23 protein-coding genes and 1 pseudogene are annotated in these 25,181 nt (G+C 63.2%); 12 read left to right on the top strand and 12 right to left on the bottom strand.

All coding sequences use genetic code 11. The features are described from left to right. The first annotated feature begins 15 nt into the window (after window positions 1-15). Window positions 16-2,463: pseudogene (locus NMG80_RS22270) on the top strand (ComEC/Rec2 family competence protein). Here NMG80_RS22270 and lexA read toward each other — a convergent pair. The 6 genes from lexA to NMG80_RS22240 form a co-directional block, all read right to left on the bottom strand. Beyond that, on the bottom strand, window positions 2,457-3,194 hold the full coding sequence (gene lexA / locus NMG80_RS22265; RefSeq protein WP_254020106.1) for a transcriptional repressor LexA: 738 nt from the start codon (window positions 3,192-3,194) through the stop codon (window positions 2,457-2,459). The pseudogene NMG80_RS22270 and the gene lexA overlap by 7 nt on opposite strands. Before the next feature lie 104 nt (window positions 3,195-3,298). Next, on the bottom strand, window positions 3,299-4,504 hold the full coding sequence (locus NMG80_RS22260) for a molybdopterin molybdotransferase MoeA (RefSeq protein ID WP_254020105.1): 1,206 nt from the start codon (window positions 4,502-4,504) through the stop codon (window positions 3,299-3,301). Further along, the gene (moaC, locus tag NMG80_RS22255; protein ID WP_254020104.1) at window positions 4,504-5,001 is read right to left on the bottom strand and encodes a cyclic pyranopterin monophosphate synthase MoaC; all 498 of its coding nucleotides are present in this window, start codon (window positions 4,999-5,001) and stop codon (window positions 4,504-4,506) included. The genes NMG80_RS22260 and moaC overlap by 1 nt, the downstream gene beginning before the upstream one ends. 66 nt (window positions 5,002-5,067) lie before the next feature. Continuing rightward, window positions 5,068-5,919, bottom strand: coding sequence for an indole-3-glycerol phosphate synthase TrpC (trpC, locus tag NMG80_RS22250; protein ID WP_254020103.1), 852 nt, complete (start codon window positions 5,917-5,919; stop codon window positions 5,068-5,070). Window positions 5,920-5,923: 4 nt separating this feature from the next. Further along, on the bottom strand, window positions 5,924-6,934 hold the full coding sequence (gene trpD, locus NMG80_RS22245; protein ID WP_254020102.1) for an anthranilate phosphoribosyltransferase: 1,011 nt from the start codon (window positions 6,932-6,934) through the stop codon (window positions 5,924-5,926). After that, entirely contained in the window at window positions 6,931-8,823 is a 1,893-nt protein-coding gene (locus tag NMG80_RS22240; protein WP_254020101.1) for a SurA N-terminal domain-containing protein, read from the bottom strand. Before NMG80_RS22240 ends, trpD begins: the two co-directional genes overlap by 4 nt. 144 nt (window positions 8,824-8,967) lie before the next feature. Between NMG80_RS22240 and tpiA the strand changes: the two genes are divergently transcribed. From tpiA to NMG80_RS22210, 6 genes are all read left to right on the top strand, one after another. Beyond that, window positions 8,968-9,735, top strand: a complete 768-nt coding sequence (gene tpiA / locus NMG80_RS22235; protein ID WP_254020100.1) for a triose-phosphate isomerase — start codon at window positions 8,968-8,970, stop codon at window positions 9,733-9,735. Window positions 9,736-10,040: 305 nt separating this feature from the next. Next, window positions 10,041-10,499 (top strand): preprotein translocase subunit SecG, encoded by a 459-nt coding sequence (gene secG, locus NMG80_RS22230; protein WP_254020099.1) that lies wholly within the window; start codon window positions 10,041-10,043, stop codon window positions 10,497-10,499. Window positions 10,500-10,710: 211 nt separating this feature from the next. After that, entirely contained in the window at window positions 10,711-11,829 is a 1,119-nt protein-coding gene (locus NMG80_RS22225; protein ID WP_254020098.1) for a L,D-transpeptidase, read from the top strand. A 147-nt stretch (window positions 11,830-11,976) separates the two neighbouring features. Beyond that, window positions 11,977-13,614, top strand: a complete 1,638-nt coding sequence (gene pyrG, locus NMG80_RS22220; protein WP_077384098.1) for a CTP synthase — start codon at window positions 11,977-11,979, stop codon at window positions 13,612-13,614. A gap of 13 nt (window positions 13,615-13,627) precedes the next feature. Then, window positions 13,628-14,167, top strand: coding sequence for a DUF1697 domain-containing protein (locus tag NMG80_RS22215; RefSeq protein ID WP_254020097.1), 540 nt, complete (start codon window positions 13,628-13,630; stop codon window positions 14,165-14,167). Between the two features lie 193 nt (window positions 14,168-14,360). Continuing rightward, window positions 14,361-14,723 carry a DUF982 domain-containing protein gene (locus tag NMG80_RS22210; RefSeq protein WP_367185993.1) on the top strand — a complete coding sequence of 121 codons (363 nt, stop codon included), beginning with the start codon at window positions 14,361-14,363 and terminating at the stop codon, window positions 14,721-14,723. 59 nt (window positions 14,724-14,782) lie between these two features. Here the strand turns inward: NMG80_RS22210 and NMG80_RS22205 are convergent, their stop codons facing one another. Next, window positions 14,783-15,352 carry a winged helix-turn-helix domain-containing protein gene (locus tag NMG80_RS22205; protein ID WP_367185988.1) on the bottom strand — a complete coding sequence of 190 codons (570 nt, stop codon included), beginning with the start codon at window positions 15,350-15,352 and terminating at the stop codon, window positions 14,783-14,785. A gap of 5 nt (window positions 15,353-15,357) precedes the next feature. After that, window positions 15,358-15,561 (bottom strand): response regulator, encoded by a 204-nt coding sequence (locus NMG80_RS37075; RefSeq protein ID WP_301943381.1) that lies wholly within the window; start codon window positions 15,559-15,561, stop codon window positions 15,358-15,360. Between the two features lie 185 nt (window positions 15,562-15,746). Here NMG80_RS37075 and NMG80_RS22200 point away from each other — a divergent pair, with 185 nt between their 5' ends. Both NMG80_RS22200 and NMG80_RS22195 read left to right on the top strand, forming a co-directional pair. After that, the gene (locus NMG80_RS22200) at window positions 15,747-15,857 is read left to right on the top strand and encodes a methyltransferase domain-containing protein (protein WP_254020243.1); all 111 of its coding nucleotides are present in this window, start codon (window positions 15,747-15,749) and stop codon (window positions 15,855-15,857) included. Further along, entirely contained in the window at window positions 15,854-16,390 is a 537-nt protein-coding gene (locus NMG80_RS22195) for a class I SAM-dependent methyltransferase (protein ID WP_254020242.1), read from the top strand. Before NMG80_RS22200 ends, NMG80_RS22195 begins: the two co-directional genes overlap by 4 nt. 98 nt (window positions 16,391-16,488) lie before the next feature. Here the strand turns inward: NMG80_RS22195 and NMG80_RS22190 are convergent, their stop codons facing one another. Beyond that, window positions 16,489-17,172, bottom strand: coding sequence for a TetR/AcrR family transcriptional regulator (locus NMG80_RS22190; RefSeq protein WP_254020241.1), 684 nt, complete (start codon window positions 17,170-17,172; stop codon window positions 16,489-16,491). A 143-nt stretch (window positions 17,173-17,315) separates the two neighbouring features. Between NMG80_RS22190 and NMG80_RS22185 the strand changes: the two genes are divergently transcribed. From NMG80_RS22185 to NMG80_RS22175, 3 genes are read left to right on the top strand one after another with little or no spacing between them, the layout of a single operon-like run. Next, window positions 17,316-18,323: an efflux RND transporter periplasmic adaptor subunit gene (locus NMG80_RS22185; RefSeq protein ID WP_254020096.1), complete on the top strand. Its 1,008-nt coding sequence runs from the start codon at window positions 17,316-17,318 to the stop codon at window positions 18,321-18,323. A gap of 10 nt (window positions 18,324-18,333) precedes the next feature. After that, the gene (locus NMG80_RS22180) at window positions 18,334-19,575 is read left to right on the top strand and encodes an ABC transporter permease (protein WP_254020095.1); all 1,242 of its coding nucleotides are present in this window, start codon (window positions 18,334-18,336) and stop codon (window positions 19,573-19,575) included. Further along, a complete protein-coding gene (locus NMG80_RS22175) occupies window positions 19,572-20,243 on the top strand; it encodes an ABC transporter ATP-binding protein (protein WP_254020094.1) in 672 nt (223 codons plus the stop codon). The genes NMG80_RS22180 and NMG80_RS22175 overlap by 4 nt, the downstream gene beginning before the upstream one ends. Before the next feature lie 61 nt (window positions 20,244-20,304). Here NMG80_RS22175 and otsB read toward each other — a convergent pair whose 3' ends face one another. The 3 genes from otsB to NMG80_RS22160 form a co-directional block, all read right to left on the bottom strand. Beyond that, on the bottom strand, window positions 20,305-21,066 hold the full coding sequence (gene otsB, locus NMG80_RS22170) for a trehalose-phosphatase (RefSeq protein WP_254020093.1): 762 nt from the start codon (window positions 21,064-21,066) through the stop codon (window positions 20,305-20,307). Then, the gene (locus tag NMG80_RS22165; RefSeq protein ID WP_254020092.1) at window positions 21,063-22,832 is read right to left on the bottom strand and encodes an alpha,alpha-trehalose-phosphate synthase (UDP-forming); all 1,770 of its coding nucleotides are present in this window, start codon (window positions 22,830-22,832) and stop codon (window positions 21,063-21,065) included. The genes otsB and NMG80_RS22165 overlap by 4 nt, the downstream gene beginning before the upstream one ends. 169 nt (window positions 22,833-23,001) lie before the next feature. Further along, window positions 23,002-25,164, bottom strand: coding sequence for an amylo-alpha-1,6-glucosidase (locus NMG80_RS22160; RefSeq protein ID WP_254020091.1), 2,163 nt, complete (start codon window positions 25,162-25,164; stop codon window positions 23,002-23,004). Window positions 25,165-25,181 lie beyond the last annotated feature (17 nt).

Below are 25,181 nucleotides of genomic sequence, written 5' to 3'. Positions count from 1 at the left end.
CAAGGGGCGAACCCTATGGCTGGACCAGACCGCGGTGTGGACGAGAGCGAGGGCGCGATCACAAGCGTCAGCGAACGATCGCTATTTGCCGACGTTCCTCAGGCTGAGCCGCTACCCGTTTCGCTGCCTGCGTCGCCGCCGGGCATCCAGCCTCTTTCGCCGGACCGCTCCGCGCCGATACCGGCTCCAACACCCGGGCCTGTCATTCGTTTTCGCCGACAGCTCAGCCATCTTTCACCGTCCGGTATCCGCAACAGCGTGGCCTCGGCAGCCGGCCTGGAACTCGACCGCGGCGTCGCCTTCCTGCTGGTGCCGGTTTTTCTGGCATGCGGGGTGATCGTCTATTTTTCGCTTGCCGTCGAACCGGACTTTGCGCAGCCCATCGCCGTCGTGGTCCTCACGGCATTGTGTGCGGCCGTCACGCGCTCAAGGCGCAAAACGCATTTGTGCTTCATGGCAGCGTTGCTGTGCGCGCTTGGTGTGCTCGCCGGCAAGGTTGAAACCTGGCGCGCCGGAACGCGGATGCTCGGTTCGGAAATCCAGACCCAGCTGACCGGCCGTGTCGTCAGGCACGACCAGATGGCGAACGGCCGGATCAGGCTGACCATCGACGTGATGTCGACCGCCCGGCCGACACTGCGTTATGCACCCGAACGTGTCAGGGTATCGGCACGCAAGATTCCCGCTGAGATGACCGCAGGCTCGGTGGCAACCGGCTATGTGAGGCTTCTGCCTCCGACTGGCCCGGTCAGACCGGACAGCTATGACTTCTCCTTTGACAGCTATTTCGCCGGTATCGGTGCCAGTGGCTTTTTCCTCGGCAGTCCAAAGATCGTGGTTTCCGAAGATGCACCGTTAACCGCACGCCTTTCTTCGTCGATCGAGAAGGCGCGCGAGACCATCGCCGACCATATCAGGGACAGCATCTGCCGAGGGGGAGATTGCCGCTGCGCTGATCGTCGGTGTGCGTGCCGGCATTCCCGAAGAGATAAACGAATCGATGCGGCGCACCGGCATCTACCACATCATCTCCATTTCCGGCCTGCACATGGCGCTTGTCGCCGGCACCGTCATGGGATTGCGGCGCGGCGGCTTTGCGCTGTTTCCCGACTTTTCGTCGCGCCGGCCGGTCAAAAAATATGCGGCTGCCGCCGCACTCTTTTCCATTGCTGCCTATCTGATTTTTTCCGGTATCGTGGTCGCGGCTGAACGCAGCTTCATCATACTGGCGGTAATGCTTGTCGCCGTGCTGTTCGACCGGGCGGCACTCACCATGCGAAACCTGGCGATTTCGGCCATCGCTGTCATCGTGGTGTCGCCGCACGAGGTGATCGGCGCAAGCTTCCAGATGTCCTTCGCTGCGACTGCGGCTCTCGTCGGCGCCTATGCCGGTTGGTCGACTATCGTGCCGACAAGGCCACGGCGCCGCCACAGCGACGGTCGCCAGTCGCTTTCGTCATGCAAAAACTCGTCTCCGGGTCAGGCACCATCGCAATGACCTCCATCATTGCCGGCAGCGCCACCGCGCTCTTCGCCATCTGGCACTTCCAGCGCGTATCGCCGCTCAGCCTGTTCGCCAATCTGGCCGTCATGCCAATCGTCACGATCGTCATGTTCCTGGCCGTCCTCAGCGCCTTGGCAATGCCTTTCGGCCTCGACGGCCCTTTCCTCTACATGATGGGCAAGGGACTGACGGCCATGATCGCAATTTCGGGATGGATTTCCGAGCGTTCGCCGATCGATGCAGTCGGACTGATTTCGTTGCAGTCGGTTCTGCTGGTGACGGTCGCCCTGGTCATCGCCACGATGGCGACGACATGGCTGCGGCTTGCGTCGCTTCCCTTTGCGCTCGCCGGCCTGCTGACGATTTCCGGGACGCGCACCCCCGACGTGCTGATCTCGGAGGATGCGCATCTGGTGGCGCTGCCGATCGGCGGCGGCGAACTTGCCGTCAACCGGGTGCGTTCGAACGAATTCACCACCGACAACTGGAAACATGCGCTGGTTTCAACGACGATCGTCGAGCCGGAGACATTCGAAAAAGGAGATGTGCGGTTCGACATCGCCGACCCGGCCGACCTGCCGCCGGGAGCGCCTTTCACCTGCGCTGCCGGCCTGTGCCTCGCCCGGCATCCGTCCGGCGCGATCATCGCGTTCGCCGACGACCGCAAAACCGCGCGGCGAGCCTGTGCCTTTGCGGATTTGATCGTCATCGACGATGCCACAGCCTATTACAAACCCTGCCGCAATCCGCTGGTTCTGGTCGTCACTAAACGGCAGCTCGCTCGCATGGGCAGTGCCGCCGTCTTCTTCGATCGCTATCGGCGACGACGCGCAGAAATCCGCTTTGCCGTCAGGCAGCCATACAGGCCTTGGCATGAGCAGCGGCGATTTTCGCGCGAGGCGAGAGGCCTGCCGCCATACCGCAGGGCCGAGAGACCCAAGAAGCCTGCCGCTCAGTAACGCCGGATCAGTCCGACCAGCTTGCCCTGCACCTTGACCCGGTCCGGCCCGAAGATGCGCGTCTCGTAGGCCGGATTGGCGGCTTCCAGTGCGATCGAGGCGCCCTTGCGGCGGAACCGCTTCAGCGTTGCTTCCTCCTCGTCGACCAGAGCGACAATGATCTCGCCAGGCTGGGCGGTGTCGGCGTTGCGGATGATGACCGTGTCGCCGTCGAAAATGCCGGCCTCGATCATCGAATCACCCTTGACCTCCAGCGCGTAGTGCGTGCCGCCGGTGATCATGTCCGGTGGCACCGAGATCGAATGCGTCTGGTGCTGGATGGCGTCGATCGGCACACCGGCAGCGATGCGGCCCATCACCGGTATGGAGACGGTGGCAACGACGTCGTCGTCATTGCCGGCCGCACGCATGCGCGAAGGCGCCGGCTTGATCTGCCGTCCGAGGCTGCCCTGCCCAAGGCTGCCTTGAATGACGCTCGGCGAGAATTTGCGCGCCGCATTGAGGCCCGGCGCGATCGAATCGGGCAGGCGCAGCACCTCCAGCGCGCGGGCGCGGTTGGGAAGGCGGCGAATGAAACCGCGCTCCTCCAGCGCCGTGATCAGCCGATGGATCCCCGATTTGGAGGCGAGGTCGAGCGCTTCCTTCATCTCGTCGAACGAGGGCGGAATGCCGCTTTCCTTCAGCCGCTCGTGGATGAACATCAGCAGTTCATGTTGTTTGCGTGTCAGCATCGCGACCCCCAACAGAATCAGAAAAACAAACCCAGAACAAACACTATCTGTTCCAGTTGTGTTCTGCAACCATTTAAAGTTTAATGAATGTGTTGACGTTTTGTTCAGCGTAGCATCAGCACGCTGCAGGCGGCGCCCGCTGCGGCTGCGGGAGCGAATGGCTCGCGCACGATCAGTCCGTTGGCGTCGGCCAGCATTCTGAGCATCGAGGAATCCTGGATACTGAACGGCGTTGCCTCAAGCGTGCCAGCTTCTTCCTTCACCACCGCGCGTACATAGTCCTGCCGGAGATCGTTGGTCGGCAAGGCGGCGCCGAGCCGCGCCTGACGCATGTCCTGGCGGAAGGCGCGGCCGCCGAGCCGCGCCAGCAGCGGCTTCAGAAAGAGCTGCGTGCAGACCAGGCTCGCCACTGGATTGCCGGGCAGGCCGATGCAGCGGATGTCGCCCAACCGCCCGAACATCAGTGGCTTGCCGGGCCGCATGGCGATTTTCCAGAAATCGAGCGTCATGCCTTCGCCGGTCAGTACGTCATGGACGAGGTCGTGGTCGCCGACCGAGGCGCCGCCCAGCGTGACGATGACGTCGGCGCATGCGTCGACCGCTTTTTTCACCAGCGCGGCGATCGCCTCCTTGCGGTCGGCGGCGATGCCGAGATCGAGTGCGCAGGCGCCGACCGAGCGGGACGCAGCGGAGACGCCATAGGCATTGGAGGAGATGATCTGGTCGGGGCCAAGGTCGCTGCCCGGCGGCAGCAATTCGTCGCCGGTGGCGATGATGGCGACCAGCGGCCGTTTCACCACGGCGACCTGCGGATGGTTGGCCGACGCCGCCAACGACAATGCCGCCGGATCGAGCAGGCGGCCTTTCTCCAGCAGCACGTTGCCCTTCGAGAAATCGAGCCCGAGGCGGCGGATGTGGCGGCCTTCGACCGTCGACGCGGTCACTTCGATGCTGCCGCCGCCGAGGTCGCGGACATTCTCCTGGATGACGATGGTGTTGGCGCCTGCGGGAAGCGGCGCGCCGGTGAAGATGCGCACGGCCTGCACCGGGCCGACTGTTCCGGCAAAGCCGCGTCCGGCCGGCGCCATGCCGATCACCGAAAGTCTCGCGGGCACGGACGCGACATCGTCGGCCCGCACGGCGTAGCCGTCCATGGCTGACGCGTTGAATGGCGGCTGGGTGCGGAGTGCCATGAGCGGCCCCGCCAGCACCCGGTCGGCGGCGTCCATCAGGGCGACGCTTTCAGCCTGCAAGGGCGCAGCGTCCTCAAGCAGGCGCTCGAGCGCCTCGGCGACCGGAAGCAGCGCCATTATTGGCCTGGCCCCTGGGCATCCGCCTTGTAGTCGCCGGATTTGCCGCCGGTCTTTTCCACCAGCCTGATGCCGGAGATCGCCATCGCGCGGTCGACCGCCTTGGCCATATCATAGATCGTCAGGCAGGCGACCGAGACGGCGGTCAGCGCTTCCATCTCGACGCCGGTCTTGCCGGTGACGCGGGCCAGCGCCGTGACCTTCAGGCCGGGCAGCGTCGCGTCCGGTTCGATGTCTACCGATATCTTGGTCAACAGCAGCGGATGGCAGAGCGGGATCAGCTCATGCGTCCTCTTGGCCGCCATGATGCCGGCGATGCGCGCCGTGCCCAGCACGTCGCCTTTCTTGGCATCGCCGTCGAGAATCATTTTCAGCGTTTCGGGCCGCATCGAGACAAGACCTTCGGCGATTGCCGTGCGGGTCGTCTCCGCCTTGTCGCCGACATCGACCATATTGGCTTCGCCTTGTGCGCCAAGATGGGTGAGGGCGGCCGACATCGTCAGGTCACCTTGGAGGGACGTGCGTCCGTTTGGACGCACAAAATATGCTCTAACGCTTTGAATTTATGCATCGTGCGCTCCGAAAATCGATTCCGATTTTGGGGCAGATGCATTGGCGGGCGCCTTGCCCGTCAAAAGCAGGTGCGTCGCAGTGGCCACGTCCTGTTGCCGCATCAGGCTCTCGCCGACGAGGAACGTGCCAATGTCGCTCCGTTCCAGCCTGCGGCAGTCTTCGTGCGAGAAAATACCACTCTCGCTGACCAGCAGGCGGTCGGCCGGCACCATCGCCGCGAGCCGCTCCGATGTCTCGATGCTGGTTTCGAACGTCCGGAGATTGCGGTTGTTGATGCCGATCAGCCGCGACGACAGTTTCAGCGCGCGTTCCGTCTCGGCCGCGTCATGCACCTCGACCAGGGCGTCCATGCCGAGCTCGAAAGCCGTCGTTTCGAGTTCCCTGGCCACGGCGTCATCGACGCTCGCCATGATGATCAGGATGGCGTCCGCGCCCCATGCACGGGCCTCGAACACCTGATAGGGATCGAACAGAAAATCCTTGCGCAAAGCCGGCAATGTGACGGCGCTGCGCGCATCGGTGAGGAATTCAGGCGCCCCCTGGAAAGACGGCGCATCGGTTAGCACCGAGAGGCAGGCAGCCCCACCTTTGGCATAGGCCCTGGCCAGCGCCGGCGGATCGAAATCGGCGCGGATCAGGCCCTTGGACGGGCTCGCCTTCTTGATCTCGGCGATCAGCGCGAAACTGCCGGATTTGCGTTTGGCTTCAAGGGCCGAGAGAAAGCCGCGTGGTGCGTCGGTATCCTTTGCCCGTGCCTTGATTTCGGCAAGTGGCACGCGCGCCTTCGCCGCCGCGATCTCGTCGCGCTTGTAGGCTTCGATCTTGCGCAGGATATCAGACACGGCGCTATCCGTTCGAAATCTCGACCAGCCGGTCAAGCACTTTCAGCGCCCGGCCACTGTCGATGGCTTGCGCCGCCGTCGCCATGCCATCGGCAAGCGTCGTCGCCTTGCCCGCCACCACCAGTCCGGCGCCGGCGTTCATCAGCACCGTATCGCGAAAGGCGCCGGCAGCGCCGCCCAACATGTCGCGCAGCGCCTGGGCGTTGTAGGCGGCATCGCCGCCGCGCAACTCGTCCTTGGTATGCCGCTTCAGCCCGACCGCTTCCGGGGTCAGCGTAAAGCGGCGGATCTCGCCGCCGACCAGTTCGGCGACTTGGGTTTCGCCGGTGGTGGTGATCTCGTCATAGCCGTCGCCATGGGCGACCCAGACGTGGTCGGCGCCCAGTGCCTTCAACGTCTCGGCCACCGGCATGATCCATTCCGGCAAGAAGACGCCGACCATCTGCCTGACGACACCAGCCGGATTGGAAAGCGGGCCAAGCAGATTGAAGATGGTGCGGGTGCCGAGCTCGACGCGGATCGGGCCGACATGTTTCATCGCCGGATGATGCGCCGGCGCGAACATGAAGCCGACGCCTGCATCGTGGATGCAGCGGCCGATCGTTTCCGGCGGAATATCCAGCTTGACGCCGAGCGCGGTCAGCACGTCGGCGGCGCCGGTCTGCGAGGACAGTCCGCGATTGCCGTGCTTGGCCACCGGCACGCCGCAGGCGGCGATGACGAAGGCGGATGCGGTCGAGATGTTGACGCTGTGCGAATTGTCGCCGCCGGTGCCGACGATGTCGATGGCGCCAGCCGGCGCGTCGACGCGCAGCATCTTGGCGCGCATGGTGGCGACGGCGCCGGAAATCTCGCTCACCGTCTCGCCGCGCACGCGCAGCGCCATCAGGAACCCGCCGATCTGGCCGGGCGTAGCGTCGCCCGACATGATGATGTCGAAGGCTTCGCGCGCTTCCTCGAAGGAAAGGGAGCTGCCGGCGGCGACCTTGGCGATATGGGTCTTGAGCGCGCTCATCTGGTCAGGGCTTGGGCAACGGCGGTCTGGTCGATGCGAACGTCATATTGCGTCTGCAGCTGCGCGACCAGCTGGTCGAGCAGGTCGTCGGACATGCCGGCGGTGAACGATTTCTGCGCGTCGTCCGGCACCGAGCTGGCGTCGGCTCCGGCAGGCTCGAAGACTTCGGCGATCTTGAACAGGATCTGTCCGTCGCCGGTGGGCGAGGGGATCAATCCGGTCCCGCCTTCGCCTTCAGCGAACATCGCCGCGGCTCCTTCCGTGCCGAAATCGGCGTCGTCCGCCCCGCGCTTGACGCCGCGCTTGGTCCGCTTCTCAAGCTTGAGCTCGCTCGCGATCACGTCGAGCGTGGCTCCGGCCTTGAGACGCTTTTCGAGCTCCTCCGCTTTTGCGGTGAGCCGCCTGGTCGTTTCCGCCGCCGTCCAATCGGCCACCACCTTCTGGCGCACTTCATCCAGCGTGCGGTCACGGGCCGGCGTGATCGAATCCACCTCGTAGAACACGAAGCCGTTGTTGGCGGTGGTGAGGTCGGGATTCTCGGTGCCGGGTTCGGCATCGAACACCGCCTTGATGAGATCCGGCGATTCCGGCAGATCCTTGACGATGGTGCCGTCCGGCCTCAGGCCGGTGCGATCGATCGCGTCGATGGTGACGACCTTCAGCTTCAGTTTTTCGGCCGCTTGCTTGAGCGTGCTGCCCGAAGCGCGGCTATCTTCGTAACTGTCATGCACGTCGAGCAGAATGCGGCTTGCCTCGCCCAGCGCCAGGTCCTTGCGGATGTCGGCGGCCACTTCGGCCAGCGGCTTCACCACTTCGGGCTTAATTTCGGTGACGCGCAGCAGCACCGGACCGAAGGCGCCCTGAACGACCGGGCTGACTTCGTTGATGTTGAGCGCAAACGCCGCATCCGCCACCGCTTTGTCAGCGATCTTGTCCTTGGACAGCGTGCCGAGCATCGTGTCGGCCTGCGTCTTGCCCTCGGCGGCGACGATTTTGTCGAAGGTCGCGCCGGTCTTGAGTGAATCGAGCGCGGCCTTCCCGGCATCGGGCGTTTTGAACACGAGCTGTTCGATGGTGCGCGTTTCCGGCGTGGTGTAGCGCCCCTTGTTCTTGTTGTAGTCGTCGCTGACCTGTTGGTCGGTCACGGCACTCACATCCATGATGTCTTCCGGCTCGAGCCTGACATAGGAGAATTTGCGGTATTCGGGCGCCGCATAGGTCTTCTTGTTTTCCTCAAAATAGGCCGAAAGCGTCGTGTCGGATGGCGCTTCGATCGGCTCGACCAGCGATTTCGGCAAGGTCACGTAGTCGATGGTGCGGTCTTCGCCACGATAAAGCGCGACCGCCTTCAAGAACGTATTCGGTGCCTTGAGGCCGTCCGAAACCGCCTCGACGATCTGCTGGCGCACGGCCACCTGGGCGCGATTCCTGAGATAGTCTTCCGGCCGCATGCCGACCTGTTGCAGAATGTATTCGAAGGTCCTTCTGTCGAAGGTGCCGCCGGGACCCTTGAAGGCCGGGTCTTCATGGGTGAGTTGGGCCAGCCGGTCCTTGGACAGCCCAAGCCCGAGCTTGCGGGCCTGCTCATCGAGGACTGCGCCCGACACGAGTTGTGCCAGCACCTGGTTGTCGAGGCCAAGCGCCGTCGCCTGCTCGCGGCTGATGCGCTGGCCGAATTGCTGCGACATCACGCTGATCTGCCGGTCATAGGCCAGCCGATACTCGTTGATCGACACTTTAGTGCCTCCGGCCGTGACGACGGCGTCATGGCCTGCAAAACCACCGACCATCTGTCCGGAAATGCCCCAGACGGCGAAGCTCAACACCAACAAGATCAGCAGCGCTTTCGCGACCCAGGTCCCCGCCGCGCTTCTCAAGATACTAAGCATGGTCACTTCCGATTTTTTGCGCATTTCGCATGCGCCGAGTTTGAAACAAGCGCAATAGCGTCCTTCCGGCCCACTGTCGATTGCTTTGTGGGCTGAGTTTGGTAGTGAGGACGCAGCCGAATATTGCCCGGAGAAGCAAATCCCATGACACCAGGAATCCGCCCGCTGGTCGCCGGCAACTGGAAAATGAACGGCACCAGCGCCTCGCTCAACGAACTCAGGATGATCGGCAACGGCTTCATGAGCGGGCTCGATGCGGAGACTGAAGCGCTGGTCTGCGTGCCGGCGACACTGCTCGCGCATGCCGCGGAGATTTTGTCGCGCACGCCGGTCCGGGCGGGGGGCGAGGACTGCCACACCAAGGAGAGCGGCGCCCATACCGGCTGTATTTCTGCCGAGATGCTGAAAGATGCGGGCGCCAGTCACGTCATCGTCGGCCATTCCGAACGCCGCGCCGATTACAACGAGGACGACGCCATTGTCCAGGCAAAGGCGTCCGCCGCGTGGCGAGCCGGGCTGGTCGCCATCATCTGCATCGGCGAGACGAGAGCCGAGCGCGAGGCGGGCGCTACGCTCGACGTGCTGTCGCGCCAGGTCGCCGGCTCGGTGCCGCCCAACGCAACGGCGTCGAACACCGTCATCGCCTACGAGCCAGTATGGGCGATTGGCACGGGACTGACGCCGACTGCCGCCGACGTTGCTGAGGCGCATGCGCATATTCGCGAAAAACTGTCGGAAAAACTTGGCAGCGCAGCGGCGAAGATGCGCATCCTCTATGGTGGCTCGGTCAAGCCGTCGAACGCGGTCGAACTGCTCGGCGTGAAAAATGTCGACGGCGCGCTGGTCGGCGGCGCCAGCCTGAAGGCGGCGGATTTTCTCGGCATTGCCGAAGCCTATCGAAGTATCTCCTAAAGCGCGTCGCGTTTGGCCGGCCTAATGCGACGCGCTTTAGGTTGTTGTTTTTACGCATGTCGTTATCGCAAAACCGCTGCACGCCCTCGGTTCAGGCCCGAGGGCATGCTTTTGCGCGACATGCATTAGGCATCGAAAGGCTATCGGGCACTTCGGATACTGTGCCGCAGCGGAAAACGTTGCAACGGCCTCATTGCTTCCCATATTCCGGCCACGGGCTTGGAAATGCCGTCAAAGCATTGTATGAGCCGCCTCCAAATCACCGGTCGTATCCGCGGCCGCGCAAGGCTTTGCCAGGATAAATTATGGAAACCGTACTGATCGTCGTCCACCTCATGGTCGTGCTTGCTCTTGTCGGCGTGGTGCTGCTGCAGCGCTCCGAAGGCGGCGGCCTCGGCATCGGCGGCGGATCGGGCTTCATGACCGCGCGCGGCGCCGCCAACGCGCTGACGCGGGCGACGGCGATCCTGGCGGCGGCGTTCTTCGCCACCTCGCTGACCTTGTCGATCGTCGCCCGTTACGGCGAGAAGCCGATCGATATTCTCGATCGCGTGCCTGTGACGAACGGCGGGGGCGGTGTGCTCGACCAGTTGCCTGGCACCACGGCGCCGACACCGCCGTCCGGCTATACGGCGCCAACACCGCCTTCCGGCAATGATGCCGCAGCCCCGGCTCCCGCTGCACCGCCAGCGGCGGGAGCGACCACGCCGCCGGCCGCAAACGGCGCCACCCTGCCAGTAACGCCGCAGGTTCCAAACCAGTAATCAGCAGACGTCCGGCGCCGCGATCTGTTGTTGTTTGAACACAGTCGCGGCAAATGCCGCACGATCACGAGGATTCGACTGGGCGCGGCACGCCAGGGCGCTTGAGGCGTCTCCGATTAATCGATTATAGATTGCGCGCGGCACTTTCGGGGTCCTTGGGGGACGCCGGGCGGCGCCGTGGCAACAAGCATTAAACGATCGGATCTTCGCCATGCAGCTTCGCAGCTTCATTTTAGCCGGCCTTTGGGCCGTGCTCAGCCTTGGTGCGCCCGCTTTTGCGGCCATGCCGGCGGGCAATTCGGCCCCTAAATCCGCAGTCACAACTGACGTCGTCAAGGTCGCCGCCAAAAGCGATACGGCGCAACTAAAGCTCCTCAAGAAGAAAAAAGACCCGAGCGCGGCCGATCTTGCCCAGATCAGGAAGATCGAGGCCAAGATCGCGGCTGACAAGCAGGCTGCTCGAATCAAGGCCATCGAGGCAAGGAAGCTGGCGATGCGCGAGGCGGCCAAAGCCAAGTCCGACGCGCAACGGCAGGCGTTTCTTGCCAGGAAGGGCCTCGCCAGGAAGGATAAGTCCGCTGGCCAGGCCAGGCTGGCCGATGCCAGGCCGGTCAAGATCATCGAACCGATGCAACCGATCGCACCAATCCAGTCGGCCGAGGCAATTCCCGCCGAGGCCATGAACGTCGCGCTGACCGGCAACAACGGCGAATTGCGCAGCGAGCCGGTCGGACAAAAGCCCCAGCGCGTCGGGCTGTTCGCCGGCCTGTTCGGCGGCACGTCCTCGTCGATGTCATTGCTCCCCGAGACCCGCGCCCTCGATGCCGCTCTCGCCAGGAAGGAAGCCAGGAAGCAGTTCAAGGTGAAGCCGGAGTTCGTGCCGCAGGAGGTCGAGTTCACCGGCTATAGCCCCGGCACCATCGTCATCGATACGAGTGCGCGCCGCCTCTATCTCGTCGAATCCTCCTGGACCGCCCGCCGATATGCGATTGCGGTCGGTCGTGACGGCCTGCAGTTCAAGGGCACGGTCGCCGTCGGCGACAAGCAGGAATGGCCGCGCTGGATCCCGACGCTCGAGATGCAGAAGCGTGAGCCGAAGAATTACGGCCGCTACAAGGACGGCATGCCCGGCGGCGGCGAAAATCCGCTCGGCGCGCGCGCCATCTATCTCTACGACGGCAAGAAGGACACCCATCTGCGGATTCACGGCACCATTGCGCCGCAATCGATCGGAACGAGCGCCTCCAACGGCTGCTTCCGGATGATCAACGAGCACGTCATGGACCTTTACCGCCGGGTGAAAGTGGGCACCAAGGTCGTCATCATCTGAAGCCTTAACGGGTCAAAAAAAGGGCCGGCCTCGCCGGCCCTTTTGCTTTGGTTGTGCGCCGGCATGGGCATCACCAGGGCGCCTTGTTGGGAAAAAGCCTTCGCGGCGGTTTTTTCTCTGGCGGAATCAATTCGGCCGCGTTAAGCGATGACTCCCATGGCGCGATATGTATTCATCACAGGCGGCGTGGTTTCCTCACTCGGAAAAGGCATCGCTGCAGCGGCCCTTGGGGCTCTCTTGCAGGCGCGAGGCTATCGCGCGCGCATCAAGAAGCTTGACCCCTATCTCAATGTCGATCCCGGCACGATGTCGCCATACCAGCATGGCGAAGTCTTCGTGACCGATGATGGCGCCGAGACCGATCTCGATCTTGGCCACTATGAGCGCTTCACCGGCCGCTCGGCCAACCAGCAGGACAACATCACCACGGGCCGCATCTACAAGAACATCATCGAGCGCGAGCGACGCGGCGACTACCTTGGCGCCACCGTGCAGGTCATTCCGCACGTCACCGACGAAATCAAGAATTTCATCCTCAACGGCAATGACGATTATGACTTCGTCCTGTGCGAGATCGGCGGCACCGTTGGCGACATCGAGGCGATGCCGTTTCTGGAGGCGATCCGCCAACTTGGCAACGACCTGCCGCGCAACAACGCCGTCTACGTGCACCTGACGCTGATGCCCTACATTCCAACGGCGGGCGAATTGAAGACCAAGCCGACCCAGCATTCGGTCAAGGAATTGCGCGGCATCGGCATCGCGCCCGACATTCTGCTGGTCCGCGCCGACCGCCCCATCCCCAGGGAAGAGCGCCGCAAACTGTCGCTGTTCTGCAATGTGCGCGAGAGCGCCGTCATCCAGGCGCTCGACGTGCCGCACATCTACGACGTGCCGATGGCCTATCACAATGAAGGGCTGGATTCGGAAGTGCTGGCCGCTTTCGGCATCGATCCGGCACCGAAGCCGCGGATGGAGCCCTGGCAAGCGGTGTCCAAACGCATCCACAATCCGGAAGGCGAGGTGACCATCGCCGTCGTCGGCAAATATACCGGCCTCAAGGACGCCTACAAATCGCTGATCGAGGCGCTGTCGCATGGCGGTCTCGCCAACCACGTCAAGGTCAAGCTCGACTGGATCGAGAGCGAGATATTCGAGAAGGAAGACCCGGCGCCGTGGCTGGAAAAGGTCCACGGCATTCTGGTCCCCGGCGGTTTTGGCGAGCGCGGCGCGGAAGGCAAGATCCTTGCGGCGAAGTTCGCCCGCGAGCGAAAAGTGCCGTATTTCGGCATCTGCTTCGGCATGCAGATGGCCTGCATCGAGGCAGCGCGTTCGCTGGCCGGCGTCAAGCATGCCTCGTCGACCGAATTCGGTCCGACCGAGGAACCGGTCGTCGGCCTGATGACGGAATGGCTGAAAGGCAACATGCTGGAGAAGCGCAGGGAAACTGGCGATCTCGGCGGCACCATGCGGCTCGGTGCCTATCAGGCGGACCTCGCCAAGGGCTCGAAGATCGCCGAGATCTATGGCGACACGCAGATTTCCGAGCGCCACCGCCACCGCTACGAGGTCAATGTCGACTACAAGGAGCGGCTAGAGGATTGCGGCCTGGTCTTTGCCGGCATGTCGCCGGACGGCGTGCTGCCGGAAACGGTCGAATATCCGGACCATCCCTGGTTCATCGGCGTGCAATATCATCCCGAGCTGAAAAGCCGGCCGCTTGATCCGCACCCGCTGTTTGCCAGCTTCATCGAGGCGGCTGTGGAGCAGAGCCGCTTGGTCTAATCGACAGGCTGCCATGCAAACATACGTCGCTCTGCTTTACAGCATCGTGCTCGGCGAGGGGCGGCGTGTCGTCATGTCCGATCTCAGGGCCATGACAGAAGGCCTGGGGCTGAACAACCCGCGCACGCTGGTGGCGACCGGAAATCTGGTTTTCGAGACGAAAGAAACAGAGATTGCCGCCCTGGAGCGCCGATTGGAAACGGCGTTCCAAAACACCTTCGGCCGCCATGTCGACATCATCTTGCGCCGTGCGGACGACTGGTTGAAGCTTGCGGCCGGCAACCCGTTTCCCGCCGAATCGGCTGCCGGCGCGGATCAGGTAGCGGTGCGCGTGATGCGCAAGCCTGTTGCCGCTGAGGCCATTACGGCACTGGAGGCCTATGTCGGCAAGGGTGAACGGATGCAGGCCGTCGGCGGCGACATCTGGATCTTCTTTTCGCGCGAGAAGCCAAGCTCGCGGCTTGTGGCGGCGATAAGCCATAAACGGCTCGGCATCGGCACCTCGCGCAATTGGAACACGGTGCGCAAGCTGGCCGAGATGGTCGGCAAATAGAGTTCCGGCAAACCGATTGATTTGCCAGCTTAGCCTTAAAAGACATTCAATCAGAACTGCGCGTTTCGTTGCAGCGTAACGGTTGATCGCCTCCTTTGACACGTTTGGTGATTCGATTTCGGTCGAACGATATGAGAGACTTCGTTTTTGGCCCGACTTTTTTCACCATCGGGCGCTGTTTGCCGGAAACCACATGGTCAGCAATGAGTTTAAAGGTTCGATCAGGCGCATAGCGATCGACCGGGAGGAAACAATGGATCGCCTGCAATTCTTTACGCCAGTGCGGATTTCGCGCCGGCAGGAAAGCCCTGCCGAAGAAATTGATAGCGTAGCCGAAGCGATAGAGTTCTTGCGCAAATGGCCAATCGGCCGGCGTGGGCCAGTCTACCGATGCGCAGTGAATTGCTGCTCCGCGGCTCTGGCGGGCCGGATGTCGGCAGAGGAAGCAAGGAAGGCTTTTACCGGCTTCGCTCGCATCACGCGCTTGCTCGACGAAGACATGGCTCTGCCGATAGGCGGCGGCAATGTTGATAGCGTGCATGCGCTGAGGCGATGAACGTTCATATTGACCCTGCCAGGAACTTTGTCCGTGCCAAGAACGGGGCATCGGCAAAGTCACAGCACCTCGACTGAGGCAGCGAAGACGTAGCCAGCGCCCCGCTCGGTGACAATGAGTTTCGGCTCGCTCGGGTTGACCTCGAGCTTGCGGCGCAGTCGCAATATCTGCACGTCGATACTGCGGTCAAACATCTCTTCGTCGTGAATTCTGCTAGCAGCGAGAAGCTGCTCGCGGCTCAGGATCTGCTGCGGCGATTGCAGGAAGGCTGCCAGCAGGTTGAATTCGCCGGCGGTCAGCGGAGTCGCTTCCCCCGCGGGCGACCTCAGGCGCCGCAGCCGCATGTCGAGTTCCCAGCCGGCAAAGCGGTAGCGTTTGGGCTTCTTGCCAGGCGAATTCTGGCGCGTTGACCCCGATCGCCGCAGTACGGCGCGAACGCGCGCAAGCAGTTCCCTGAGGCTGAAGGGCTTGGTAATGTAGTCGTCAGCTCCGAGTTCCAGGCCGATGGCGCGATCCACCTCGTCGCGCCTGTGACCGGTGATGATGATGGGCGGCGCTTCCGGCGGACTGCCGAGTTGCCGCATGATTTCAAACCCGTCCTCATCGGCAAGCCGCATGTCGAGGAGCACCAAATCTACCGGTCTTCATTGAAGACGTGCGACATGGCCCGGCTGTCGGCGACAGCGCTGACCCTGAAATTCTCGCTCTCCAGGTAATTGGCGAGCATTTCGCGAATTTCGGGGTCGTCATCGACGACAAGAATATGCTTCGCCGCCGCTGCCTGTTCGATTGTGCCTTTCGACTGCTCTTCGTAGCGAGTGTTCTGTTCGGCTAACATCTCAGACCGGAACCCATGACCGAGCCGTTGCTTTATTAGACTTAACGCACAGGCTCACTCGATGGCGTATGAGCAGATTGGTAAGGTTCGGGCGGGGCTTTTGGTTCCGCTTTGCCTGGCAGCGGCGGCACCGTTTGCGTTGGCCTTGGTCAATCAGCCTGCGCCGCGCGGGGATAGGACCGGGTATGCGCGTGCTCGACATTGGCTGCGGCGTCGGCGACGTCTCCTTGCTGGCCGGGAAGCTGGTCGGGCCCTCGGGAAAAGTGTTCGGCGTCGATCGCTCGGCGGGGCTATAGGCATCGCCGAGCGGCGTGCCACCGAATCCGGCCAGTGTTACTGGACGCGCTTTACCACCGGCGAGCTTGATACATTCTCGCCCGACGAGACTTTCGATGCGGTGATCGGCAGGCTCGTCCTGATGTATCTGCCCGATCCCGTCGCAACCCTGCGCAGGCTTGTCGGGTTTCTTCGGCCGGGCGGCATCATCGCCTTCCAGGAAATGGCGATGCCGCTCACCCGCAGTTTTCCGGAGGCGCCGCTGTTCAGCAAATGCCGCGGCTGGATTATCGAGACGATCGAGCGGGCGGGTTTCGAGGTCGACATGGGTGGCAGGCTACCGATGGTCTTCGCCGGCGCAGGGCTGCCGGCGCCGCAGATGAATTCTGCCGGCCTCGCCGGTAGCGGGCCCGACTCGCCGATCTACGACTATATTGCCGAGACCTTGCGCAGCCTGCTGCCGATAGCCGAGGCCGTCGGCGCCGCGACCGCCGCCGAAATGAAGGTCGATACGCTCGCCGAGCGACTGCGCAGCGAGGCTGTCGAACAATAGATGTGCACTATGCTGCCGCCCTTTGTCGGCGCGTGGGCAAATACGCCGGGATAACGAGGGGCGCGGTGAATCGCTGCGCCGTGGCCTGGCCCGGCGGCTCACGGGCCTGCTTCGAGGAAAGCCCGGGCAAACCCGGGTTGCACTGCTTCTATCGTTCCATCGGGCAGCTTCAAAAGTCGGTCGATCGCGATGCCGTAGAGCCGCAGCCGATCGTCGAGCAGCCGCGCCGCTTCATCGATATTGCCCCGCTCGGCCTTCAGCAAGGCACGGTGCATTACATCCCGAAAGATCAGCCGCAGCTGCAAGAACATCTCGGCGAAGGCTTCCGGGTCAGGCACGTCGAAGATGCCTTCGTCGCTGCCTTTCCTGAGCAGATCGGTGATTATCGGCATGGCCAATTCCCTGGCCGCCTGGTCGACCCGATGGAAGAGGGCAAGGTTTTCGGGCCGGAACAGGACGAAAAATGTCTTGCGCATTTGCGGGGCAAGCTCGACGTTCAGCCGCCGCGAGCCGGCAAACAGAGCATTGAGCCGGCCAAGCCCATCGAGTGAGGGATCGTTGAGCAGGGGCTGCAACTCGGTGAAGCTGTCGCGGGCGAGACGTGTGGCGAGCGCCTCCAGCAGGGCCTCTTTCGATGCGAAATAATGGTAGAACGCGCCTTTCGACAGGCCGGCCTCGCGGATGATGTCGTTCACCGTCGTGTTGTCGTAGCCATGCTCGAAGAAAAGCCGCTGGGCGCAGTCGAGGAGCTCGGCGGATCGTATCTCCGGCGGCTTTATCACTCGGGGCAAATCGAACCTCACAAAGTGCAGGTGGAGCAAGAGGAGCACGAACCGGAGCTTTATGCAACTTTTATAGACCGACGGTCGGTCTAGTGCTATTATCTGTCACCGCGCGACATTCGGATTCGATCATGGAGAGTCCCATGCGACGGACACGCTGGACTGTTGGCATCGTTATTGTCGCGACTGCGGCTGCTTTCGGCGCCTGGTATCTGTTGCAGCCGGCCAAGGTTTCGGTGGTGACGCCACAACGCGGCGACGCGGCGGAAATCGTTTACGCGAGTGGCTCTGTCGAGCCGCAAACCTGGGCCAAGGTAACTCCTGTGGTTCGCGAAAGGATCGTCGAGCAATGCAATTGCGAGGGGTCGAGGGTTGCACAAGGCGACGTGCTCGCCAGGCTCGACGACAGCGAGGCCCGGGCCGTGCTTGGCGAACTCGAAGCGCGTCAAGCGCTTGCCCAGGAAGAGCTCCGGCGGCTGACGGTGCTTGCCGAAAGGCGTGCGGCGAGCCAGCAGGCTCTCGATCGTGCACAGAGCGAGCTCGGCCAGATCGAAGCGTTGGTCGCCGGACAGAAGGCGCGACTTGACACCTACGTGTTACGCGCACCGAGCGCCGGTGTCGTGCTCAGGCAGGACGGCGAGGTGGGTGAGGTCGCCGAACTCGGCACGGTGTTATTCTGGGTCGGCGAGCCGAAGCCGCTCCTGGTGGTCGCCGAGGTCAACGAGGAGGACATACCCCGGGTCGAGGTCGGCCAGCGCGCGCTGCTTAAATCCGACGCGTTCCTCCAGCGCAAGCTGGAAGCGGTGGTCGTCAGCATCACACCCAAGGGCGATCCGGTGACGAAGACCTATCGCGTCCGTTTCCGCCTGCCGGACGATACGCCGCTTCGTATCGGCATGTCGACCGACGTGAACATCGTCATCCGCGTTTCGAAAAATGCGCTGTTGATCCCTTCCGTTGCTGTGGACAAGAATAAGGTGTTCGTCGCCGAAGGCGACAAGGCCCGACGACGTGAGATCCGAACCGGCATTCGCGGCACCAATGGCATCGAAGTTCTGTCGGGACTCGACGAGAAGGCGCGCGTCATCTCGCCCTATCCCGCCGACCTCGCCGACGGCGCGCGTGTGAGCCTCACCGGCGCCCAGGAGTGATGAAGCAACGATGCCGCTCATCTTCGACATCGCCCTCACGCACATTGCCGGCCGCGGTCGCCAGACACTGGTTGCCGTGATCGGCGTTGCGGTCGGTGTCGGATTCTCCATCGCCATGGCGGCGCTGATGCAGGGCGGGCAGGACGATTTCGTCAGGCAGCTCGTCGACACGATGCCGCATGTCGACATCACTGACGAGCAGCGCACGGCCCGCCGTCAACCGGCCGAGGACGCCTTCGCGACAGTGGCGATTTCCGGGCTTAGGCCGCGCGACGATCGCCGCGGCATCATCAACCCGACGGCCGCGACCTCCTGGCTGGAGAGCTGGATTCCCGGTCGGTTCGCGGCAAGCCTCAAAACGCAGGGTGTGATCCGTTTTTCCAGCCGCGAAGTCGGCGCGGCGATCATTGGCATCGAACCGGAGCGCGAGCCCGGCGTGTCGCCGATTGTCGGAAACTTCGTCGAAGGCAGCTTTTCGGCGCTTGCCGCGGGCGGCAACAACGTGCTCATCGGCGACACGATGGCGAGCCGGCTCGGCGCCGGGTTTGGCGACACGATAACGGCGGTTTCCGCCGAGGGACTGACGCGCAACTTCAAGATCGCTGGCCTATTCCACACCGGCACCACCGCGCGCGACGAAGGTGAGGCCTATGTGCTTCTGAAAAACGCGCAGATTCTCTCGGCGCGTCCGAACGCCATCAACGATATCCGCATCAAGCTCGACGATCCTGACCGCGCTCCGGCGGTGGCGCAGCGTGCCGAGGCCGAACTGGGCTACAAGGCGGTGGCGTGGCAGGAGGCCAACGAATCGATCCTCGAAGCGCTCGTCGTACGCAACGTCATCATGTACACCGTTGTCGGCGCGATCATGCTGGTCGCTGGCTTCGGCATCTACAACATCATCTCCACCATCACGCACGAAAAGGCGCGCGACATCGCCATCATGAAGTCGCTTGGCTTCCCGGAGTCCGACATGCGCCGGCTCTTTCTGCTTGAAGGCGTCGCGATCGGCGCTGCCGGCTCCGTGCTCGGCGGGCTGCTCGGCGTCTCCATGACCTACGCGCTGTCGCTGGTGCGTTTCGAGATCGCCGCGACCGGCCAGGAGATGACCCGGCTGCCGATCGCCTGGAGCTTGACGCACTACGTCATCGCGTCGGCCTTCGCGCTGGGCTCGGCAGCAGTCGCTGGCTACCTGCCGGCGCGTCGTGCGGCGCGCCTGAACCCCGTCGAGATCATCAGAGGCGCGTCATGAGCGCACTCATCGAGACCAGGCAACTGACCCGCGTGTTGCCCGAGACGGTTCCCGTCACGCTGGTCAAGGACATCACGCTCGCGATCGACGAAAGAGAATTCGTCGCCGTCACCGGTCCCTCCGGCTCCGGGAAATCGTCATTGCTCTATCTGCTCGGGCTGCTCGACCGGCCGACCGCCGGGACGTTGACAATAGGCGGCCGCGACGCCGAGCCGATGAATGAAAGGGAGCGCGCGCGGACCAGGCTTTCGATGCTGGGCTTCGTGTTCCAGTTTCATTTTCTGCTGCCGGAGTTCACGGCGCGCGAAAATGTCGAAATCCCAATGCGCAAGCTTGGCCGGTTGGCGCGGCCTCAGATGCGCGAACGGGCCGGTGAGCTGCTTTCATCCCTGGGGCTCGGCGAACATCTCGACAAGCGGCCTGACCAACTCTCGGGCGGCCAGCGTCAGCGCGTCGCGGTAGCACGCTCGCTCGCCAACGACCCGCCGCTTATCCTCGCCGATGAGCCGACGGGGAGCCTCGACAGCAAGAGCTCCGAGCAGGTCTTCGCAATCCTGGAGAATTTGGTGCGCGAGGGCGGCAAGACCGTCGTGGCAGTGACGCATGATCTCGACATGGCGGCGCGCATGGACCGCCGCATTCACATCGTGGACGGGAAGATCGGCTGAACCGGAACCAATCGGCATTCATGCACGGCGCGAGCCTGTCTGAGGATTACCGGGATCGCGATCAGGACACCCGCGCCGCACCGAAATTGGCCTCGAGCCAGGCTATTGCCTCGGTCACGTCGCCGAGACCGTAGCTTGCAACCGTCGGCCCGCGCGGCTTCACGCGGATAGAGATGCCGTTGGCCTCGTTTATTGCCTCGAAACCGTGTTCGTCCGAGGTGTCATCCCCGAGGAACACCGGCCGCCGGCCGGCAAAGGGCGGGGTTTCCATGAAACGCCGGATAGCAGCACCTTTGACGGCTTCCAGCGGCATGAGTTCAACGCCAGCGTTTCCCGCAATCACGCGATACCCGGGCGGAAGCTGCGTCAATGCCTGTTCGACAAGCTGCGTTGCCCGGGCAAGCAGTTGCGGCGCAGCGCGGGTATGGATGGCCAAGACCGGCCCTTTGCGCTCGACATATACCTTGCCTCCACCCAGTTCGGCCTCGATCTCGTCGGCAAGGGCCGCGATATCCGCCGGAGCGTCGGCAATGTCGACCTGGCCGTCCGGCGTCAACCGATGCTCTAGCCCGTACAGCCCTGCAACGCGCAGCTTCAGGGGATGAAACAATCTGTCGACGGCAGAGACCGAACGTCCGGTGATGAAGGCGAGGGCGCCGCCCAGCCTTCGCTCGATTCCTCCGAGAAGCTGACGCAGTTCATCACCGACGAAGACAGCGTCGGGATGAGCGGCATGTTCCAGCAAGGTGCCGTCGATATCGAGAAAAAGCGCCCATTGCTCGTCCGGCAGGTCGGGGGCCAGCGGCAGTCTCAGGTCCGTCACGACGCCGCCTTTCGTGCCCGCTCGAAGAGGGAAATGACATTGTTGCTGCTGGATGGCCGCTCGCCGTTGCCAGTCACCCGGTCGAGATCACCGCGTTTGCGAAGGCGGGCAGCGTCCAGCAGCATGCTGCCGGCCCAGCGATAGACATTGTTGTCGCGGACCATCTCGCGCATGGGCCGCATGCGCTCGCGCTGCTCGTCCCGCGTCATGGTCAGCGCCTGCAGCAGGGCCTCGCTCATCATGGTCGCATCATAGGGGTTGACGATCAGTGCCTCCAGGAGTTCGCGCGAAGCGCCGGCAAAGGTGCTGAGCAGCAGCACGCCCTGTTCGTCGTCGCGCGCCGCGACGAATTCCTTGGCCACCAGGTTCATGCCGTCATGCAGGCTGGTGACCATGCATATGTCGGCGGCGCGATAGATCTCGTAGACCTGCTCCTGCGAGTGATGCTCGGCGAGCATCAGGACGGGATTGTAGTTCGCGCCGCCATAGCGCTGGCTGAGCTCTTCGGCATAGCGAAGGCATTCGTCATGAAGTTGCTGGTAGGCCGGCAATGTGCCCCGGCTGGGCGCCGCGACTTGCAGGAAAACCACTTTGCCTACCCATTCGGGATGTCGCGTGAACAATTCGTCCAAGGCGTGAAAGCGATCGATAATCCCTTTGGTGTAGTCGAGGCGCTCGACGCCGACGCACAGTTTGGCGTTTGCCGGCAGCCCGAATCTTTCGCGGATACGGGCACGGCATTCCTCGACAGCCGGCAATCTTGCCAGCATTTCGGCCGGCCATTCTATGGAAATGGGGTAAGCGTGCACCAGCGTCGTTTGCCCGCCATAGGAGATCGCCGCGTCCGCCCGTTCTATCCGGCTTTCCAGGAAGCGATCGACGCTCTCGGTGAAATTATTGGCATGAAACTGCGTATGGAAGCCGATGATGGAGCTGCCCAGCAAACCTTCCAGGATCCGTTCACGCCATGGACAGATGCTGTAAACTTCGGAGTTGGGCCATGGGATATGCCAGAAAGTAATGATGATCGCCTCGGGCAGGCGCTCACGGATCATGCGCGGCAAGAGCGCGAAGTGGTAGTCCTGGACCAGCACAATCGGCCGCTCGTTGCGCGCTTCGGCAACCACTGTATCGGCGAACTTCCGGTTGACAGCCTCATAGGCCTCCCAATCCGAGGCGCGAAAAATCGGGCGGGTGAAGGCGATATGGCAAAGCGGCCACAGACCTTCATTGGCGAAGCCCAGATAATAGGCGTGGTATTCTTCCTCGGTCAGCCAGACCCTGCGCAGCGTGTAGGACGGATTGCCAGGCGGCACCTCAACACGGTCGTTCTCATCGACGGTGAGACGGTCCGCTGTTCCGCCGCCATACGCTATCCAGGTGCCGGCGCAGGCGCGGGTGATCGGCTCAAGCGCCGAAACCAGCCCGCTGGCCGGCACCAGGAGCTCAATGCCATCATCCCTAGTGTTGTGGATGTAGGGCTCGCGGTTGGATACGACGATCACCTGCGTCTCCGGCAGATCGTCGGCCAGGATCTTGCGCAACGTGTCTGGCGACCATGTGATCAGCGCTGCATCGGCCGAGTGGCCATTCTTTTCAAACTCCCGCAGCACCGTGCGGGCCTCCGAAGCCACGTCATCGCCTGCGGTGAATGCGGCCGCTGGTATGCGGCGCCGGTGGGATATCGAGAACACCAGGGCAACAGCTGAAAGGCCAAGGCTTGCAATGATTAGAACCCAGAGTACCTCTATGCCAAACTCTGACATTGGAACAACGACTGTCTCCGGCCGATCGGTGGCCATTTTGTTGTTTTCGAATTCAGCCGCCAATCATGACAAGCTGCCGTGCGTCGGAACGCGCAGACGGGCCATCGGTTCCTCTAATTGCAGCTCCGCGGTTGGTTGCATGCGAAAGCCAGGCTAGGTCCGCACCCAACTAGGTTCGCACGATGAGCGGTACTAACCCCTCATGCCGGTCGGCGAGAAAGGCGACAACCCGATCGCCGACACGCTGGAACGTCAGATCCACCTTGCTGGTGCCAACGCCAAGATGCCTCAGCGTGAGCGTGTCGATACCAATCGGCAGCCTGGGACGGGTGACGTGGATTTCGCCGGCCCAGCCGTCGATCTCGAGGCCGAGGCAGGCCTGCATCAGCATGAAGGCAGACCCAGCCGACCACGCCTGCGGCAGGCAGGCGACGGGATAGGCGATCGGCGCTTCGCCCGGCGCGCGGGTAAAGCCGCAGAACAGCTCGGGCAACCGCATGTTGAAATGGACAGCCGATTCAAAGGTGCTGCTCATCAGCCGGATCACGTTTTCACGCTCGCCAAAGCGTGCCAGACCGGCGCCGCAAATGGCGGTGTCATGCGGCCAAATCGAGCCGTTGTGGTATGACATCGGGTTGAAGAACACAGCATCGTCGGCGAGCGTTCTCAGCCCCCAGCCCGAATGGAAGGACGCCGAAAGCAGCTGGTCGGCGACCATCTGCGCCCGTGCCGGCGCGGGGAGGCCGACATAGAGAAGGTGCCCGACATTAGACGTCCGCACCTTGCACGGCTCGCCGGCGCCGTCGATCGCCAAGGCATAGAAGCCGGGGTCGTCCAGCCAGAAATGGCGTTCCACAGCGGCGCGCATGGCCTCCGCGCTGCTCTGCCAATGATCGGCCCTGTCGATCTCGCCGCGGCGGCGGGCGAGCGCCGCCAACCCCCGGAACGCGGCAAAGGCGTAGCCTTGCACCTCCACCAGGGCGATCGGTCCCTTGGGAGTTCGGCCGTCGGCATGGAAGACGGAATCGTGGCTGTCCTTCCATCCCTGGTTGGCGAGGCCGGACTCGGCGGCACGCTGATAGGTGACGAAGCCGGTCGGCCGGCTTGCCTCCTCGGTCCATTCAGCCGCAGCGCAGAGCGACGGCCACAGGCTGTCGACGAACGCCATGTCACCGGTACGGTCCGCATAGGCGCAGGCGAGATGGATGTAGAGCGGCGTCGTGTCGACACCGCCATAGTAGCGGCCGAAGGGGAGTTCCCGCAGCGCCGCCATTTCGCCCTTGCGGGTTTCGTGCATGATCTTGCCCGGCTGCGAATCGCTGAACGGCGATGTCTCCGTCGCCTGGTGTTGGGCAAGGAAGGCCAGCACGCCTCGCGCCAAGCCCGGGTTGAGCCACAGCATCTGCAAGGCGGAGATCACGCCGTCGCGGCCGAACGCCGTCGAAAACCAGGGGATGCCCGCATAGGGGTAGGGCCCGGTCGTAAGCTCGGTTGTCAGCAGCGCCACATCGGCGCGGGCGCGCTCGACCCAATCGTTGAAGACGCGCCCGGAACTGTGCACCGTAGCACCATGGCGGCGCTTGGCCCGCATGCCGAAGCGAGCCCGGGCCGCGGCGGCGCGGAAGCGATCGCGGTTCGGCGTTTCCGCCACTTCGGGACCGACTTCGACATACAGCACCTTGCTGCTGCGCCTCGTCACGGCAATCAGGAAGTCCGCTCGGTCGCCCGTCAGCTGGTCTGGCGCCTGCGAGAACGATATCGCCGATATCCGCGCCAGCCCGTCCAACCCGTCGTAGCGAAGCAGCACGCATGTCGCATCCGTCTTGGCAGCATGGGCCATGCCGCGCTTCAGCCTTGTCGAGCCCCGCACTTCGAACATGTCGCGGAAATCGGCGGCAAAATGCAGCGAAACGCGGATGGTGGACTGTTCCTGGCTGTAGTTGGAAAGGGTGATGCGTTCAAACAGCCGGTCCTGCCAAAGCAGCCTGACGCGTTCGATATGGATCGCGCCCTGCGAAATATCTCGGCCGCGGACGCTCTGCATCGGCAGATTGGTCAGGTTGGAGGTGAAGAGCACATTGTCCTGGCTGAGCGACGCACCGAGCAGCGATGTCTGCCGGTCGCCGACGGTCAGCCGGAATTCGGAAAGCACTCGCGTGTCATCACGGAAGAAACCGTCGCCGGCGCCGCGGATATCGCCGTAGGCGTCGGCCACGGCAAAACAATCGCCTTGCTTGAGGGCGAACAGCCGATGCGGCTCTCGAGGTGCGGTGGCGTCCAGGGACGCAAGTGCTACCGCGGGATCAAGCCTGCGCTCGTCGAGTTGAGCCATTCTCTACATATCTCCCT

The sequence above is a fragment of the Mesorhizobium escarrei genome, from assembly GCF_935825525.1.
Taxonomy (GTDB): Bacteria; Pseudomonadota; Alphaproteobacteria; order Rhizobiales; family Rhizobiaceae; genus Mesorhizobium; species Mesorhizobium escarrei.
The sequence above is the reverse complement of the archived record's forward strand: the minus strand, read 5'-3'. Positions and strand labels throughout refer to the sequence as shown.